Source organism: Streptomyces sp. NPDC006332 (assembly GCF_040612855.1).
GTDB lineage: Bacteria > Actinomycetota > Actinomycetes > Streptomycetales > Streptomycetaceae > Streptomyces.
In genome coordinates, this window is the sequence record NZ_JBEXRA010000046.1 from 63,138 (window position 1) to 78,539 (window position 15,402).

The window sequence follows — 15,402 nt, forward strand, 5'->3', positions numbered from 1 at the left end:
CCATCGCGGAACCGGCAACGACCTATCGAGAACCGGCTAAGAAGGTTCTAACAGTTCTCTGAGTCGCGTCGCAACCAGCTAAGGTGGTTCCATGCGTGTTGAGTTCCCCGAGTTCCGCCTCGGCAAGGTGCTGGCGACCAGCTTCACCGGGACCCTGTCGGAGCGTCATGGCAAAGCTGTGGAGCGCATTCCCACGCCGCAACGGCTCGTCGACTGGCTGGCGGTGAACGGCCTCGCTGTCGACTCCTGCACCATTGCCCAGCTCGACCTCGCTCGGCAGCTGAGGGAGTCGATCCACGCCGCCGCGACAGCGGCCGCGATCCAGGACGCTCTGCCCGCGTCCGCTGTCCACGTCATCAATGACCGCAGCGCTCAGGGTCGGGCCGCGGCGATCCTGACGCCCGAGGGTGAGCGGCGATGGCGGCTCGGCTCGGCTTCCCCCGTGGAAGATGCCCTCAGCGTGATCGCCGCCGACGCGATCAGCATCATCGCGGGCGAACGAGACGGCAAGCTGGCCCTGTGCGCGTCACCGACCTGCCGAGCCGCCTTCTTCGACACCAGCCAGAGCCGCACCCGCAGATGGTGCGACATGAACACGTGCGGGAATCGTCAGAAGAAGGCGCGCTTCAACGCCAACCAGCGCAAGAACGCCAGATCAGCGGAGTGACCGTCGGCTGAACCACGCGGTCCGGCGCCCGCTTCGGGCGGGCGCCGGTGGGGAGTTGATCAACGCGTGAACATCGGGAGACGCGGCCTCAGCCCTCCATACCTCAGTGGTCCTCCGTACTGCAGCGGTCCTCCATACGACGGTGGTCCTCCTCGCTCCAGGCGGCCGTGTCACGGGGCGGGACGTAGGGTTCCTCGTCGTCGGGCAGCCCGTCGGCGACGGCGCGCTGCCGGGCGACTTCGGCGTCGAACTCCAGACCCAGCAGGATCGCGATGTTGCTGATCCACATCCACACCAGGAAGACGATCACGCCGGCGAGGGTGCCGTAGGTCTTGTTGTACGAGCCGAAGTTCGCCGCGTAGAACGCGAACCCCGCGGACGCGATCAGCCAGATCAGCAGCGCGAGGAGACAGCCCGGGGTGATCCACTTGATGCCTTGGCCCCGCACGTTCGGCGCCGCCCAGTACAGGATCCCGATCATGACGGTGACCAGCACGATCAGCACCGGCCACTTCGCGATCGACCAGGCGGTCAGGGCGGTGTCCCCGATGCCGAGCGCCGCGCCGGCCTCTTGGGCGAGACTCCCCGTGAACACCACGATCAGCGCGCTGATCACCGCCAGCACCAGCAGCAGCACCGTCACTCCCACCCGGACCGGCAGCAGCTTCCACACCGGGCGGCCCTCGGGGATGTCGTACACCGCGTTCGCGCTGCGGATGAAGGCCGCGATGTAGCCGGACGCCGACCACACGGCCAACACCAGGCCGACGACCGCCATCACCGAGCCGATACCGCCCCGCCCCTGGAGCTCCCGCACCGCGTCACCGATGATGTCCCGGGCCGAGCCGGGTGCCAGCTTCCGCAGGTTGTCGAGGACCTGATCGGTCGCGGCCCGCCCGGTGATGCCCAGCAGCGAGACCAGCACCAGGAGGGCCGGAAACAGCGACAGGACTCCGTAATACGTCAACGCCGCTGCGCGGTCGGTGAGTTCGTCGTCCTTGAACTCCTTCACGGTGCCCTTGAGCACCGCCGGCCAGGATGTCGATGTGCGCGCCATGACGCCGGAGTACCCAGTGTGCCGGGGACATGCTTGGAGCAGCCGTTTTCGAGGAGCGACGGCCGTCCGGGAAGTCCGCCGTCACCGCCGGCCGGCCGTCGGCTCTCCCAGCGCGGTGGCCTGCCCGGCGCCCGAGAAGATGACGCCGTGGTCGGCCGGGGCGTGGTTGAGGACCCACAGGCCGATCAGGGTGGCCAGGGTGAAGACGACGGCGATCAGGACCGTGAGGACCAGTCGGCGGCGGCGCTCGCGGCGCAGCCACTCGCCCCGGGCCGTGCGGTACGCGTCGGGCGCGGCCCGTACTCCCCCGGCCAGCGTCTCCAGCGCCTCGCGCAGTTCCCGCTCGGTCCGGCCGACGTCAGCCGCAGCGCGGCCGTTGTGGACACGTGCGTGCTCGGTGCGTTCGTCGTCGGCGTGCTCGTTGGTGCGCTCGTTGTCGGTGCGCTCGTTGTCGGTGCGCTCGTTGTCGGTGCGTTCGCTGCTGGTGCGTTTGGTGCGTTCGTTGTGGGTGCGCCCCCGACCGGTGTCGTTCATCGTCGGGCCTCCATCGCCTGACTCAGGGCGGCGATGCCGCGCGCGGTGTGGGTCTTGACCGAGCCGCAGGAGATCCCCATCGCCGCGGCGATCTCACTCTCCTTCAGCCCGAGCCAGTGCCGCAGCACCAGTGCCTCGCGCTGACGGCCCGGCAGTTGCTGGAGCGCCTCGATCAGCACCCGCTGGTCGTCGTGGAGGAGGGCGGTGCTCTCCGCGGAGTCGACGACCTCCTCCGGCGGGTTCTCCACGTGCCGACGGGCCACCTGGAGGTGACGTATCCGCATCCGGGTCAGATTGCAGACGGTGGAGCGCAGATACGCCACCGCGGCCTCACTGTCCCGCAGCCGGCGCCACTTGCGGTAGATCTGGTAGTACGCCTCGGCGACCACGTTCTCCGGGTCGTCCGCGCCGAGCAGCGCGGCCAGCCGCAGCATGGAGGCGTAGTGCAGCTCGAACAGGCGGGCAAGGGCGGCCTCCCGCTCCAGATCCGCCGGATCGGCCACCGTGGGGGTGAGGGGATCCGCCGCGGAGGCGGGCGGCGGCACGGGCGGCAGCGTGAGGGGAACGTTCGCGAGGGGGACGTTCGTGAGGGGGATGTTCTGTCTGCGTCTCACGGGTTGTTCGCTCCCGTCTCGGGGCGCCGCCTGACGGCCAGGCGGGTCGGCAGGTCGGTGAGGTCGGCGCCGCGTGGGACGCCCAGGCGTTCCAGGGCCCAGGTGGCGGCCACGGCGACGGTCAGATTCAGCAGGAGGGCGACGAGCCCGGCGTAGATCTCGAGGTGCGGGCCGCCGAGACCGATCGGGACGACGGAGGAGAACCCCTCCCGCACCACCAGGACGGTTCCGGCCGCCATGCCCACGGCCCAGCCGGCCAGCAGCGCCCGGGGATGGAGTCGGCCGGTGAACAGCCCGACGGCCACGGCCGGGAAGATCTGCAGGATCCAGACCCCGCCCAGCAGTTGGAGATTGATCGCGTCCTGGTCGCGCAGCCCGAACACGAACGCGACCGCCCCCACCTTGGCGGTCAGCGACACCGCCTTGGCGACACGTACCTGCCGCTTGGGTGTCGCGGTCGGGTGGACGTACTCGACGTACACGTTCCGTACGAAACTGGTGGCGGCCGCGATGGACATCACTGCCGCCGGGACCAGCGCCCCCACGGTGATCGCGGCGAACACCAGCCCGGCCAGCGGCGCCGGCATCAGCCGGTCGACCAGCATCGGCACCGCCGCCTCGGCACCGCCCTTCGGCGCCCGTACGCCCACCGCGAGCGCGGCGATGCCGAGGAACCCGAAGAGCGCGAGCAGCCCGGTCCAGGCGGGCAGCGCCACGGAGACCTTGCGCAGGGTGCGCGGACCGTCGGCGGCGAAACCTGCGGTCAGGACATGCGGGTACATCAGCAGAGCCAGCGCGGAGCCGAGGGCGAGGGTGGCGTAGGCGGGCTGCTGGGCGGGAGACAGCAGCAGCGCGGAGTGGGCCGAGTCCGTTTGGCCGAGCCGTCGGGCGGCCCCGTCGAAGACCGGGCCTGGGCCGCCGAGCCGGTCGAGGACCAGCCAGCAGACCGCGGTGAGCGAGACGAACACGGCCACCGCCTTGAGCGCGGAGATGACGGTCGGCGCGCGCAACCCGTGCCGGTAGGTCGCCACCGCGAGTCCGGCGAAGAGCGCCACCATCACCAGGTCACCGCCCGCGCCGCGCGGGTACACACCTCCGGCTGTCAGCACCGCGCGGATACCCAGCAGTTGCAGCGCCAGGTACGGCATCGTGGCGAGTATCCCGGTCAGCGCGACCACCAGGGCCAGCGGAGGCGACCCGTACCGTCCGCGCACGAAGTCGGCGGCGGTGATGTAACCGTTGCGGCGGGCCACGGTCCACAGGCGGCTCAGCAGCACGAAGGCGAGCGGGCAGACGATCACCGTGTAGGGCACCGCGAAGAAGGCGGGCGCGCCGTTTCCGTACGCCAGTCCGGGGACGGCGGTGAAGGTGTACGCGGTGAAGATCGTGCCGCCCAGCAGGAACCAGGTCCACACCGGGCCGAGGCTCCGGTCGGCCAGCGCCCAGCCCTCCAGGGAGGGCAGCCGGTCACTGGGGTGCAGACGGCGTGCGGTGACGGCGAGCAGCGACGCTCCGCCGATCACGGCGAGAAACGTCGCGGTCATGGCGCTGTCGGCCATGGGTCACCGTCCTTGGTGTGCCTGGATCTCACCGGTTGGTTGCGCGGACGGCTGGTTCGGTTGACGGGCCATCGCCGGAAATCTTCTGGAAATCGGCTGTCAACCACTTCCGGCGGGTGGGCAACTCTTGCACAGACCCACAGCGAGCGGGAGAGGAGCGCAGGTCATGGCACGGACCGGTCATCGCCGGCTACGGCGCGTCGCCGTCGCCCTGCTGCTCCTCGCGCCCGCGGCGGGACTGCTGTGGGTGCCCTGGTACGCCGGTGCCGGTCCACGGCTGGCGGGCACGCCGTTCTTCTACTGGTACCAGCTCGCCTGGGTGCCGGGGTGCGGCCTGTGCCTGCTCGCCGCGTACGCCCTGACCAGGCACGACCATCGTGACCCCTGACCCGGGTCGCTGACCTTCTCGCACGTACCGTCACACCACCCTCGAGGTGAGGAGCCGCCATGCCTACGTCAGCCATGCCCGAATCCGCCCTGCCCGAGCCGTCCGAGCCCCCCTCAGGGGGGCGTTCGCCCCGAAAGCCCCGTATGTCACCCCGGTCGATCCTGCTGTGGCCCGCCGTCTCGCTGGTGGGCGCCGTCGCCTGGGGGGTCGTCGCGCTGGCCCGGGGAGAGAAGATCTCCGCGGTCTGGCTGGTGGTGGCCGCGCTCGGTTCGTACGCCATCGCCTACCGCTTCTACTCCCGCTTCATCACCCGCCGCGTGCTGAGGCCCGACGACCGCAGGGCCACCCCCGCCGAACGGCTGGAGGACGGTGTCGACTTCCAGCCGACCGACCGCCGGGTGCTGCTCGGCCACCACTTCGCCGCGATCGCCGGCGCCGGCCCGCTGGTGGGTCCGGTGCTTGCGGCCCAGATGGGCTACCTGCCCGGCACCCTGTGGATCGTCGCCGGGGTGATCTTCGCCGGTGCGGTGCAGGACATGGTCGTGCTGTTCCTGTCGATGCGACGGGACGGCAGGTCGCTGGGGCAGATGGCCCGCGACGAGATCGGACGGGCCGGCGGCGCCGCCGCCCTGATCGCCGTCTTCGCCATCATGATCATCCTGCTGGGTGTGCTGGCGCTGGTCGTCGTCAACGCGCTCGCCCACTCCCCCTGGGGCACCTTCTCGGTCGCGATGACGATCCCCATCGCCCTGTTCATGGGCTTCTGGATGCACCGGATCCGCCCCGGCCGAGTCGTCGAGACCAGCCTGATCGGCGTGGCGCTGCTGCTCCTCGCGATCGCCGGCGGCAGCTGGGTCCAGAACTCCTCGCTGGCCGACACCTTCACCCTGAGCCCGACGACCCTCGTGTTCTGCCTGATCGGATACGGCTTCGTCGCCTCCGTCCTGCCCGTGTGGATGCTGCTCGCGCCCCGCGACTACCTGTCCACCTTCATGAAGATCGGCACCATCGCGCTGCTCGCGGTCGGCGTCGTGGTCGCCGCGCCCGTGCTGCACGCGGACGCGGTCACCAAGTTCGCGAGTTCCGGCACCGGTCCGGTGTTCTCCGGCTCCCTCTTCCCCTTCCTCTTCATCACCATCGCCTGCGGCGCCCTGTCCGGCTTCCACGCTCTGGTCGCCTCCGGCACCACCCCGAAGCTGATCGAGAAGGAGTCCCAGGTCCGGCTGATCGGCTACGGCGCCATGCTGATGGAGTCGTTCGTCGCGATCATGGCGCTGATCGCGGCGGCCACCCTCGAACCCGGTCTGTACTACGCGATGAACGCCCCCGCGGGGCTTCTCGGTGCGACGGCCGAGTCGGCGTCCCACGCGGTGGCGGGCCTCGGCTTCACCATCACGCCCGACCAGCTCACCCAGGCCGCCAAGGCGGTCGAGGAACAGACGCTGATCGCCCGGTCAGGCGGCGCGCCCACCCTCGCCGTCGGCATGTCGGAGATCTTCTCCGGGATCCTGGGCGGCACCGCGATGAAGGCGTTCTGGTACCACTTCGCCATCATGTTCGAGGCGCTGTTCATCCTGACGACCGTGGACGCGGGCACTCGGGTCGGGCGGTTCATGCTCCAGGACATGCTCGGCAACGTCTTCAAGCCCCTCGGCAGGGTCAACTGGAAGCCCGGGATCTGGCTGTGCAGCGGGCTCGTCGTCGCCGCCTGGGGCTACTTCCTGCACTCCGGCGCCACCGACCCGCTGGGCGGGATCAACCAGCTGTTCCCGCTCTTCGGCATCGCCAACCAGCTGCTCGCCGCCATCGCCCTCACCGTGTGCACCACGGTCCTGGTCAAGTCCGGGCGACTGCGCTGGGCCTGGGTGACGGGCCTCCCGCTCGCCTGGGTGGTCGCGGTGACATTCACCGCGGGCTGGCAGAAGATCTTCTCCGACGACCCCAAGGTCGGCTTCTTCGCCCAGCGGGCTCGTTACGCCGACGCCCTGGACGCCGGCCAGGTCCTGCCGCCCGCCAAGGACCTGGACGACATGCACACCGTGGTCACCAACTCCACCGTCGACGGTGTGCTGATCGCCCTCTTCCTGCTGCTGGTCGCCGTGGTGATCGTCAACGCGGCGGTGGTGTGCGTCCGGGCCGTCCGCTCGCCCGGCGTGTCACCGACCACCGAGACGCCGTACGTCGAGTCCCGCATCGACGTGTCCGCGCAAGGGGCCGAGCCACTGGCCGTGGCCCGCTCGTGAGGGCCGTCCACCCGGCCCGGGCCGTGCGCTGGGCCCGGGCCGTGCGCTGGTACCTGCGGGAGCTGACCGGCGAGGCGGAGTACGACCGCCACTGCGAGCGGCACCGACGCCACCATCCGCTCGCCCCGGTACCGACCCGCCGGGAGTACGCGGCGCAGCGCGCCCGGCACCGGGAGGACCACCCGCAGAGCCGCTGCTGCTGACGGTCAGCCTGCCGGTTGTGCCGGGCGCTCAGTCCTCGGTCGCGAGGTCGGCGGCCACCACCAGGGCGCGGGCCGACTGCGCTCCGCTGGTGACGACGACCTCGTAGAAGCCAGGGGTCGGCAGTACCACGTCGGCGATCAGGGTGTGGGGCTCCTCACCGGGGCGCAGCTCGGGGCGGGCGATCGGCCGACCGTTCTCGGCATCGCGGATCTGGCAGACGACGCCGATGACGGTGTGGCCGGCGCCCCGGACCGTCAGGGTCCACGGCCTTCCCGTGCCGACCTCGGCCGGTGTGGTCAGCCCGAGGGGGGCGGTGTCGGTTCCGGGCAGCCCGATTCCGGCTCCCTCGGGTTGGTGGGGTCGGCTCGTCGGCGCGCCCCCAGTGATCTCCGGGGGCCGGGGAACCACGTTGCGGATCGGACTGTCCACGGGCCGCTCTGTGAGGACCGCTCGAACGAAGTCCAGGACGGCGGGTTCCGTGACGAGCGAGCCGTGTGCGCCCGAGACGAAGGCGGCGGCGTTGGAGGGCTCCGGCGCGGCGGAGTCCCTCGGCACCAGGCCGTCTCCCTCGCGCCTCCAATGCACCGGCTCGCCCCGGTCGTTCCGCATCGGAGTCCCGTCACGGTGCAGGCGCGGAATGTGGTCGAACAGGCGCACCTGGCCATCGTCGATCGCCAGGCTCTCCGGCGTCCGCTGCGACACCCCGACTGCCGCGCGTACGCGCGGCAGCGTCCTCGTCCGCTGCAGCCTCTGCCGGGCCGCCATCGCGGCCTCGGCCAGGTCGACGTCTCCGCCGATGTCCCGTACGTCCTGGAGCGTCAGATGCCGCACTCCTCCGTCCTCGGTCCGCACACACGCGTAGTCGGGCAGCAAGTCGTAGACGCCGGGCATGGTCCGCGCCGCCCGGCCGAGGTTGGGGCGCGTCGCCCTACCTCCAGTGATGAAGTCCACGACCCGCGGGATGCCGTGGAACGGCGTCCCGATGGTGATCAGGTCCCGTGTGACCTCGCACAGTACGGGGTCCATGGCGAAGGCCGCGCGCGCGACCAGACCGCCCATGGAATGCGCGACGAACACCAGTCTGGGCGGCGGCCGGTCGGGCCCGGCCGCCTGCCGTACCGGGTGGTTGCGCCACTGGGTCAGGTGCCGCAGGGCTGCCGTGGCCAGCCGTCGTGCGGACTCCTCGACCGAGAGTCGCCAGTCGTAGGGGAAGAGCAGGACGGCGTCGCGGTGCTGCGTGACCGAGTCGACAGCGTCCTCCAGCTGCCGATAGGGCGAGAACCCTCCGATCAGGGGGATCCAGGCGAAGCCCAAGGACAGCAGTTCCGTGGGCCGGAGCCGGGTTGCACGGCCCGACCGCTCGTCCTCGGTCACGGCCAGAGCCGCGGTGATGCCCTGTCGCCACAAGCGCGCGAGATCGAGGAGGCGCTGCACCCCGAAGACGGTCTGGCCCGTCTCGCTGTCCACCAGGGTGCTGCCGGCGAATCCCGGCAGGACGACCACGGCGTCGCCGGTCATGTCCCGTGCCACGCCGCCAAAACCCTGGGCGCGGTCCACCTCGTGCCGGTAGGTGGTGACCAGGGCCGTGTTCCAGCCCTCGGCACGTTCGGACCCGCTGTCCAGGAAGTCGCTGATGACCGAGCCCCTGCTGACGCTGGTGTGCTCGGTCAGAAAAGTCTTGGTCTTTGGGTCGGCCTCGCTTGTCTCCTCCGAGGCCGCCACGAAGTCGGCGACGTCCTCGTCGGTCAGCGAGGCGCGCAGCAGTTCGCCGGAGCCGTCGGCGAGGTCGACGCCGACGGACCTCGCCGTGTGGGAGACCAGTTCCGGCATGTCGTCGCCGATCTCGGCGGCCAGTTCCCGCAGCAGGGTCGGGTGGCGGGTGTACTCCCTGCTGCTGAGGTTCCGGGTCCGGGCGAGCGTATCGGCGCGCAGCTCGCGAGCCTCGGCGGTGTCCAGGGTGCCGCCGCGCCGGTGCAGCCGCAGCTGCGCGGCGGACACGGACAGCAACTGGATGTCGGCGGCCGGTCGCTGAGCCGCCCTGCGGGCCTGAACGAGCAGGTCGTGGGCGTCGGCGAAGTGCCCGAGGTCCTCACAGATCCGGGCCCCGAACAGGGCCAGCTCGCTGAAGACCGTCGGGTCCGTGGCGGCGGCCGCCAGGTCGAGGACGCGGTCGATCATCCAGCGGGCCTCGTCATGGCGGCCGAGTGCGGCCAGCGCCCTCATCCGAAGCGACAGGAGGGCGAGGTCGTCGTCCAGCCGGTGTGGGCGTTCGTCCAGCAGGTCCAGGACGTCGGCGGGACTCTCGCCGGCGAGCAGGTCGGTTCCGGCCCGCAGTGCCTGACGGCTCCACGTGTCGTCGTCCGCCTCTGCCCGCAGCTCCGCGTCCACCGTGTTGCCGAGCCGTTCGGTCAGGTACACCTGTGAGCGGGCGGGCAGCTCGTCGAGCGCGTCCTCCAGGAGGGCGCCGGCCTCGTCCGTCCACCGCTCGTCCAGGGTGCGGGTCGCCTGCCGGAGCGACAAACGGTGGTACAGCTCCTCCGCGCGGCTGTGGGTGGACGGTCGTTGCATGTCCAGGAGGGAGTAGTAGCGCACGGCCTTGCGGTGGATCCGGTCGACGACGCCCGAGTGGCCACGACGCACCAGCGGCAGCATGACGCGGCGCACGTCGCCGCGGTGCACCGCCGCGTCCTCACCTGGGACCTCCTCGACCAGGGTGGCCTCGGCGCGGAAGCGGTCGAACAGTGTCCGCGCGCGCTGTTCGTCGACGTGGCCCAGTCCGCAGGGTCCGGCCAGCACCTCACGGATGACGTCGGGGGTGAGCTTGCGGACGACCAGTCCGGGGCTGGCGATGCGGCGCAGGTCCGGATCGTGCACATGGTCGAGGATGCGCCGGTAGAGCACGCCCTGGACGGCCTCGTCGCCCAGCTTCAGAAGGAGCTGTCGGCGCAGTCGGGAGTCCTGGAGGACGTGGGTGCCCTCGCGGTGCACCAGCGCGGCGGCGAGTTTGAGGTTGAGCGGGTTGGAGCCGACGATCCCGATGATCGCCTCGGCCTCGGCGTCGGCCATGGCGTCGGTGGCCGTGGTGATGGCTCGACTCGCCGCGGGCCCGGCGCCGCCGTCGCCCGTTGCGGTGTCCCCGGCTGTCAGCTGTCGGCGCAGGAAGGCCCGGGCGGTGGCGGGGTCGAAGCCGGTCAGGGAAAGGGGCCGGAACCGCGCGTCGTCGACGGGAGCCCGGCCGGCCGCCAGGATCCGCAGGCCCGGGTAGGCGCTCTGCAGCGACTGCAGGAAGTTCAGGACCCGGCGCAGGGCGATCGGGCCTCGGCGCTGGACCTGCTCGAAGGCGTCCAGGGTCAGCAGGAAGGGGCGCACGACATCTCCGGTGGCCGAGGTGGCCAGTGCGGAGAAGGCGGCGATCAGGGCTTCTTCGTCGCGCTGTCGGGCGTACCGGCCACTGTGCAGGCCTCGCTCGGTCCCGGTGAGCCGGTCGGCGGTCAGCGTGGCACGCAGTCCGCGCTCCAGTTCCTCGGTCTGCCGGGTGAGGTCCGGACGGAGCAGACCCAGCTGGCGGACGGACTCCGCGATCAGGGTCAGCGGTCGGTCCGGGACGAGGTCGTGCCGGTCGAAGGAGAGGTACACACAGGGCATCCGGCCGCCCGGCGCCGCAGCGGGGCGATCGGTGTGGTCCAGGACGAACCGGGCCACCAGCGTGGACTTCCCCACGCCGCCGGGCCCGTGCACGATCAGCCAGGGCGCGCGGCCCGTCGCGGACAGGTCCTCGTAGGCACCGTCGGGCCGCCGGGTGTCCCCCGGTGACACGTCGGTGAGCTGGTTCAGTACGGCCAGTTCACTGGTGCGTCCGGTGAACGTCGCGTCGGCGAGGGTCCGCAGGGGCTGAAGCAGCCGGGCCCTCTTGATGCCGTGCTGGATCTCGTCGAGCCCGGGGAGGGGCGTCGCGCTGCGGGCCAGGGCCTCCCGGGCGTGGGGGGCGTCCTCAAACCAGCCGACGACGGTCAGCGCGGCGTACAGGTCCTCGAAGCTCTGCTCGTCCAGGGGCGGGTTGGTGCGTGCGAGCAGTCGCTGCACCCAGTCGCGTGCGCTGTCCCGGCCCGCTCGGGGTGCTGACGTGAGGGCGCCCAGCAACTTCTCGGGGGTGCCCAGGGAGTCCAGGGTCCGGGCGCGCACGCGGGGGTCAAGGCTCCAGCGGCGGCCGTCCGGAGTGGTGACACGATCGCACTCCTCGATCAGGAAGTCCCGGAGTTCCGGGCCGGGGTCGGCGTCCTCGGCACCGCGTGGCAGCAGGTCGCCGGCGGCGAACGAGCCGATCAGTGCCGTCCGTTCACGCAGGGCACGGCGGTCGTCCGAGGGCTCGTACGGGTCGGCCCGTCCCGAGGTGTACGGCGGGTGGCGGTGAGCTGCGTGGTCAGGCGAACTGGGGTCGGTCATCGTTCTCACCGCACTTCGCGTATCGGTCGCGGGCCCAACAGGCGGCGGCGCGCTGGACCTCCTCGGTCATCCGCAGGGGTGCGTCAGGAGAGAAGCCACCCTCGCCGGCTTGGCCCGCCATGTCCGCGACCAGGCGATCGGCCTGCTCCGCGTCGATGGGACGGCCCGTGTCCTCCGCGACCGCGATGAAGTAGTCGTGCAGGTCCTTGCCCCTGATCGGTTCGAGGTCCTCCCAGGAGACGTAGGGGTGCAGGTCGGCGGAGAGCCAGCCGTCGTAGGCGAGCAGGACGATACGCAGTTGGTCCGCCATCTCCTCCTCCACGACGGCGGTCACCAGCTCCGCCACGGCTCTCAGGGCGGGTTCGGTGAAACGGACCGACTCCGAGTCGTCGAGGACGAGCCAATGCGCGCTGTGGGCCCGCCCGTTGCGTCGTTCCTCGCGCATCAGTCCCTTGATCTGGTTGACGAGGCTGAGCGCCTGGCTGTCCTCCGAGGTGTACTGGTCGACGGAGACGTTCCACTCACGGAACTATTCGCTGAGGGTGTTCGCGATGTCCGTCACCGACACGGGTGCGAGGTACTTGCCCATCTGGATCCGGCAGTAGTCGACGCCCCGGCTGGCCAGCACGTGCTGGATCAGGTACCAGGTGTACGTCCTGCCCGTGCGCCGGTCTCCGCGCACCGCGAGGACACGGTTGCCCTGGCCGCTCAGCATCTCCTGCAGGAGAGAGCGCAGCGCACGACGGTCGAAGAACGCCCGCTGTCGGCTGTTGATCAGGTGCGCGGCGCACGGGTCGGCCTCGGCGACACCCGGCTCCTCCGTGGCCAGGTAACGGAAGACCGGCCAGTTGTGGGTGTTGGGGTCCTGGGCGGCGTTCTCCACCAGCCGGCGCAGTCTGCCGCTGCGCGCCGCCGTCTCCAGCACCTGCGGCCACACGTCGAGCATTCTCTGGTCCCAGTAGGCCTCGGCCTCCTCCAGGCCGGCGCTGAGCGCCAGTGGCAGCGCGGTGCGCTTGTTCGCGTAGACGGCAGCCAGCCCTTTGAGCAGCCTCTGGGCGCGTGCGTCGTCGAAGGGGAAGACGGACTCGTCTAGCAGGGGGCGCACGGGCTCACACCAACTGCCGTCGGACGAGGTCCTCGCGGACCCGTTCGATCCGTACACCCTCGTTGCGGAACTCGTCCGCTTCACCGAGCTGCCCGATCCTCCGCCAGCGGCGATGGACCGCGACGAGACGCCAGTGCTCGTCGAACACGGGTGAGCCGGAAGAGCCGCGTTCCGTGTCGGTCCAGTACTGGATGACGACGTCGTCGACGTGCCGTACGACGTTGTGGCGGGCCGCGAGTTTCTTCACCTCTCCGTGCGGGTGCTGGATGATGTACACCCGGTCGTCGAGGCCCACGGACGTGCTGTCGGGGAGCGGGACGCACACCGCGTCGCCGGGCAGTGGGGCCGCCGCGCGGATCACGGCCCAGTCCAGCGTGGCGTCGCCGGTGGCCGATCCCGGTTCGCAGGGCACCACGAGGTGCTCCCGGGTCCGCCCGTCGGTGTCGGCCTCGTAGCCGAACCAGGCCTCCACCGCCACGGGCCCGCGTCCCTGGCCGTCGTACAGCACATGATGGTTGGTCAGCAGCAGGTCCGCTCCGATACGGAAGGCGGTGCCGTGGTAGCGGGCACCGTCCTGCGCGGTCACGCGCAACCGGCATACAGCGGACGCCAGTTCGGTGCCGCGTCGGAGGAAGACGACGTCCTGCAAGGTGTTGGCGCGGAAGATCTGCCGCTCCTGCTCGTCCGGGTCCTTGAAGGCGGCGAAAGCGCCGGGCTGTGCCTGCCGCTCGGGCGCCTCGACGACGGGCCGTTCGGCGAGCAACTCCTCCAGTCGTGCGGCGACCGCCTGGTCGGGGCCGGAGCTGATCTGCTGCAACAGGGCGCGCAACCTCCCCTGGTTGCTCGCCACCCGGATGAGGTCGAACCACACCGTCGTCGCGGTGCCCTCCAGCGCGAAGTGTGCGGGCGATATGCCTGCCTGCAGGGCCAGTTGCTCGATCTGGGCCGTGCGGTAGTACACCGATGCCAGTAAGTCACGTAGTTCGAGCGCGCCGGGCGCGTCCCACTCGAAGTGCGGCCTGTCCAGAAAGTGTGTCATCGCCGTATCACTCAGTACCTGTCGTTGTTCTTCTCACCGGTTCTCCCCGGTTCGCACCGCTTCTCACCCCGGCCGAGGTCACTTCTGAGGCTGGAAGGACCAGTAGTCACCGTCGGCGTGCGACACCCGGGTCAGCCCGTAACGCTGCGACGGTGGATGGCCATGGTGCAACAGGCCGTGGACGTCTGCGAGCACGTTGCGGTGGTTTCCCACGTAGGAGTGGCCCAGCAGGTCGGTGCCCAGTTCCGTGACGTCCACGGTGTCGAGACCTGGAACGACGATCACCGAGTCGCCCGCCTGCCCGGCCCGCGGGAAGTCGGCGAGAGTACGGGACACCGCCAGGGCGCGGTCCCGGCCGGAGACGTACAGGGTGCAGTGGCCGGCCTGCCGCAGGACGCCGGGCAGCAGGTGCCGGAAGACGTCGCCGTCCACATCCGGCGCGGCGAACACCACGTGCCCCAACCGTCCGGAGCCCTCGGGCAGCGCCGTGGTGTCGAGTCCCGCCAGGCCGTCGGTGAGCACCCGGTTGCCCATGCTGTGGGCGATGACGTGCACCTCGTCCACGCCGGTGCGGGTCAGCAGCAGGCGCAGGAACTCCTGGAAGTACGGCACGGCACGGCGGGCTGCGTCGCCGTCGGCGGGATAGTCGAGGACGCTGCCCTTCGACGGCCAGCTGTACAGCAGGACGGGGCCGGCGAAGTTGAGGTCGTAGGCCAACTGGGCCGCGTGCACGGCCGCGTCGGCGAAGGAGACATTGAAGCCGTGCACGAACACCAGCGCGCGTCGGACCACGCACTGGTCGAGCTGCCCGCGGACGGCGTCGGCGAAGTCGTCGGCGCTTGTCGCGGCGGTGGAGGCGAGCAGCACGTCCCTGACCGGGTCGGGGCGGAACCGCAGCCGCCACCAGCGGGGTTTGTCGACGGCGCCCACCCGGTGGTCGTCGGGAACGCTCACCGTGGCCTGGCCGTAGGAGAGCCCGCCACGCTCGGAGCCGTAGGTGAGGGGGCGGGTTTTCGACGTCCGTCCGGCGCGGTCGGTGGCGTACATGACGGGGATCTGCAGACACCGCAGGTGTACGGGCCAGAACGGCGGTGGGTCGGCCGGGCCGAACCGCTCCAGTTCGCCGGACAGCCGGTCGAACTCCTCGGTCAGCCACTCCCCCAGCGGTGGCCGCGCCCGGAAGACGGCGGCGACGGCGCGCGCCGCGCTGTCGACGGCCTCGGAAGGATCCGTGGAATCGCCAGTCGCCGAGGGGGCTTGCGTGTCGGTGGACGCGTCGCTGACAGCGCGCTTCCGCACCTCGTCGAAGACCCGCAGCGGGGCCAGCAACTGGCTCTCGAACTCTCCTAGTTCAGGATCGGTCAGCTGGTCCGTGACCTTCGGCCAGATCCCCACGACCGCCGCGACCAGCGGCGCCCACTCCTCCACGTTCCCTCCCCCAGGGAATGCCCGCGCGGCGAGCAGGACCGGGAGACGGCGTACGCCCCCCTCGTCGCGGGACTGCTCGTCTTCTACGCGCTGCACTGCGCGATCCAGGCGGTCTCCGTGC

Annotated in this window: 13 protein-coding genes; 4 read left to right on the plus strand and 9 right to left on the minus strand. The window is 70.9% G+C overall.

Annotated features, from left to right (window positions below; translation table 11 throughout):
• The first annotated feature begins 91 nt into the window (after positions 1-91).
• On the plus strand, positions 92-667 hold the full coding sequence (locus ABZ027_RS32420; RefSeq protein WP_356774547.1) for a CGNR zinc finger domain-containing protein: 576 nt from the start codon (positions 92-94) through the stop codon (positions 665-667).
• 103 nt (positions 668-770) lie between these two features.
• Here the strand turns inward: ABZ027_RS32420 and ABZ027_RS32425 are convergent, their stop codons facing one another.
• The 4 genes from ABZ027_RS32425 to ABZ027_RS32440 all read right to left on the minus strand — a co-directional run bounded on the left by ABZ027_RS32425 (position 771) and on the right by ABZ027_RS32440 (position 4,431).
• Positions 771-1,724, minus strand: coding sequence for a YihY/virulence factor BrkB family protein (locus ABZ027_RS32425; RefSeq protein WP_356774549.1), 954 nt, complete (start codon positions 1,722-1,724; stop codon positions 771-773).
• A gap of 81 nt (positions 1,725-1,805) precedes the next feature.
• Entirely contained in the window at positions 1,806-2,060 is a 255-nt protein-coding gene (locus tag ABZ027_RS32430) for a hypothetical protein (protein WP_356774579.1), read from the minus strand.
• Positions 2,061-2,254: 194 nt separating this feature from the next.
• Positions 2,255-2,812, minus strand: a complete 558-nt coding sequence (locus tag ABZ027_RS32435) for a SigE family RNA polymerase sigma factor (RefSeq protein ID WP_356774581.1) — start codon at positions 2,810-2,812, stop codon at positions 2,255-2,257.
• Positions 2,813-2,868: 56 nt separating this feature from the next.
• Entirely contained in the window at positions 2,869-4,431 is a 1,563-nt protein-coding gene (locus tag ABZ027_RS32440) for a sodium:solute symporter (RefSeq protein WP_356774551.1), read from the minus strand.
• Positions 4,432-4,597: 166 nt separating this feature from the next.
• On the opposite strand from ABZ027_RS32440, the gene ABZ027_RS32445 reads away from it, so the two are divergent.
• The 3 genes from ABZ027_RS32445 (at position 4,598) to ABZ027_RS32455 (ending at position 7,265) form a co-directional block, all read left to right on the plus strand.
• Entirely contained in the window at positions 4,598-4,819 is a 222-nt protein-coding gene (locus ABZ027_RS32445) for a DUF3311 domain-containing protein (RefSeq protein WP_356774553.1), read from the plus strand.
• A gap of 74 nt (positions 4,820-4,893) precedes the next feature.
• Complete coding sequence (locus ABZ027_RS32450) at positions 4,894-7,062, plus strand: carbon starvation CstA family protein (protein WP_356774583.1); 2,169 nt, start codon at positions 4,894-4,896, stop codon at positions 7,060-7,062.
• Entirely contained in the window at positions 7,059-7,265 is a 207-nt protein-coding gene (locus ABZ027_RS32455; protein ID WP_356774555.1) for a YbdD/YjiX family protein, read from the plus strand. Before ABZ027_RS32450 ends, ABZ027_RS32455 begins: the two co-directional genes overlap by 4 nt.
• 28 nt (positions 7,266-7,293) lie before the next feature.
• On the opposite strand, the gene ABZ027_RS32460 is transcribed toward ABZ027_RS32455, so the two are convergent.
• From ABZ027_RS32460 to ABZ027_RS32480, 5 genes are all read right to left on the minus strand, one after another.
• A complete protein-coding gene (locus tag ABZ027_RS32460) occupies positions 7,294-11,709 on the minus strand; it encodes an AAA family ATPase (protein ID WP_356774557.1) in 4,416 nt (1,471 codons plus the stop codon).
• A complete protein-coding gene (locus ABZ027_RS32465) occupies positions 11,687-12,154 on the minus strand; it encodes a hypothetical protein (protein ID WP_356774559.1) in 468 nt (155 codons plus the stop codon). Before ABZ027_RS32465 ends, ABZ027_RS32460 begins: the two co-directional genes overlap by 23 nt.
• A gap of 84 nt (positions 12,155-12,238) precedes the next feature.
• Positions 12,239-12,814 carry an effector-associated domain EAD1-containing protein gene (locus ABZ027_RS32470; protein ID WP_356774561.1) on the minus strand — a complete coding sequence of 192 codons (576 nt, stop codon included), beginning with the start codon at positions 12,812-12,814 and terminating at the stop codon, positions 12,239-12,241.
• A 4-nt stretch (positions 12,815-12,818) separates the two neighbouring features.
• Complete coding sequence (locus tag ABZ027_RS32475; protein ID WP_356774563.1) at positions 12,819-13,853, minus strand: trypsin-like peptidase domain-containing protein; 1,035 nt, start codon at positions 13,851-13,853, stop codon at positions 12,819-12,821.
• A 78-nt stretch (positions 13,854-13,931) separates the two neighbouring features.
• The coding region (locus ABZ027_RS32480) for an alpha/beta hydrolase (RefSeq protein WP_356774565.1) at positions 13,932-15,402 on the minus strand (1,471 nt) is incomplete at its 5' end.

What these genes read in the sequence shown, in the direction of transcription:
- ABZ027_RS32460 (WP_356774557.1), bottom strand. Translation starts at nt 11,709, where the DNA reads ATGACCGACCCCAGTTCGCCTGACCACGCAGCTCACCGCCACCCGCCG.
- ABZ027_RS32475 (WP_356774563.1), bottom strand. Translation starts at nt 13,853, where the DNA reads ATGACACACTTTCTGGACAGGCCGCACTTCGAGTGGGACGCGCCCGGC.
- ABZ027_RS32445 (WP_356774553.1), top strand. Translation starts at nt 4,598, where the DNA reads ATGGCACGGACCGGTCATCGCCGGCTACGGCGCGTCGCCGTCGCCCTG.
- ABZ027_RS32420 (WP_356774547.1), top strand. Translation starts at nt 92, where the DNA reads ATGCGTGTTGAGTTCCCCGAGTTCCGCCTCGGCAAGGTGCTGGCGACC.
- ABZ027_RS32450 (WP_356774583.1), top strand. Translation starts at nt 4,894, where the DNA reads ATGCCCGAATCCGCCCTGCCCGAGCCGTCCGAGCCCCCCTCAGGGGGG.
- ABZ027_RS32440 (WP_356774551.1), bottom strand. Translation starts at nt 4,431, where the DNA reads ATGGCCGACAGCGCCATGACCGCGACGTTTCTCGCCGTGATCGGCGGA.
- ABZ027_RS32425 (WP_356774549.1), bottom strand. Translation starts at nt 1,724, where the DNA reads ATGGCGCGCACATCGACATCCTGGCCGGCGGTGCTCAAGGGCACCGTG.
- ABZ027_RS32465 (WP_356774559.1), bottom strand. Translation starts at nt 12,154, where the DNA reads ATGCGCGAGGAACGACGCAACGGGCGGGCCCACAGCGCGCATTGGCTC.